General features: G+C 54.7%; 1 rRNA gene. It reads right to left on the minus strand.

What is annotated here, in order from left to right:
• Window positions 1–236 (minus strand): 23S ribosomal RNA (locus RNC47_RS37520); the annotation flags it as partial.

The following is a 236-nucleotide window of genomic DNA, read 5'->3' on the forward strand; positions in this document are numbered from 1 at the left end:
TCCCTCACGGTACTATCCACTATCGGTCACCAGGGAATATTTAGGCTTAACGGGTGGTCCCGCCAGATTCACACAAGGTTTCTCGGGCCCTATGCTACTTGGGTGGTCTCATATCGAGTCGCAGACATTTCAGCTACGGGGGTCTTACCCTCTACGCCGGGCCTTTCGCATGCCCTTCGCCTACACCCACGATTTTTTACTCGACGACCGTCCGGCAGAACGATCACAGAAACTCC

This window comes from Streptomyces millisiae (genome assembly GCF_031845425.1).
GTDB lineage: Bacteria > Actinomycetota > Actinomycetes > Streptomycetales > Streptomycetaceae > Streptomyces > Streptomyces millisiae.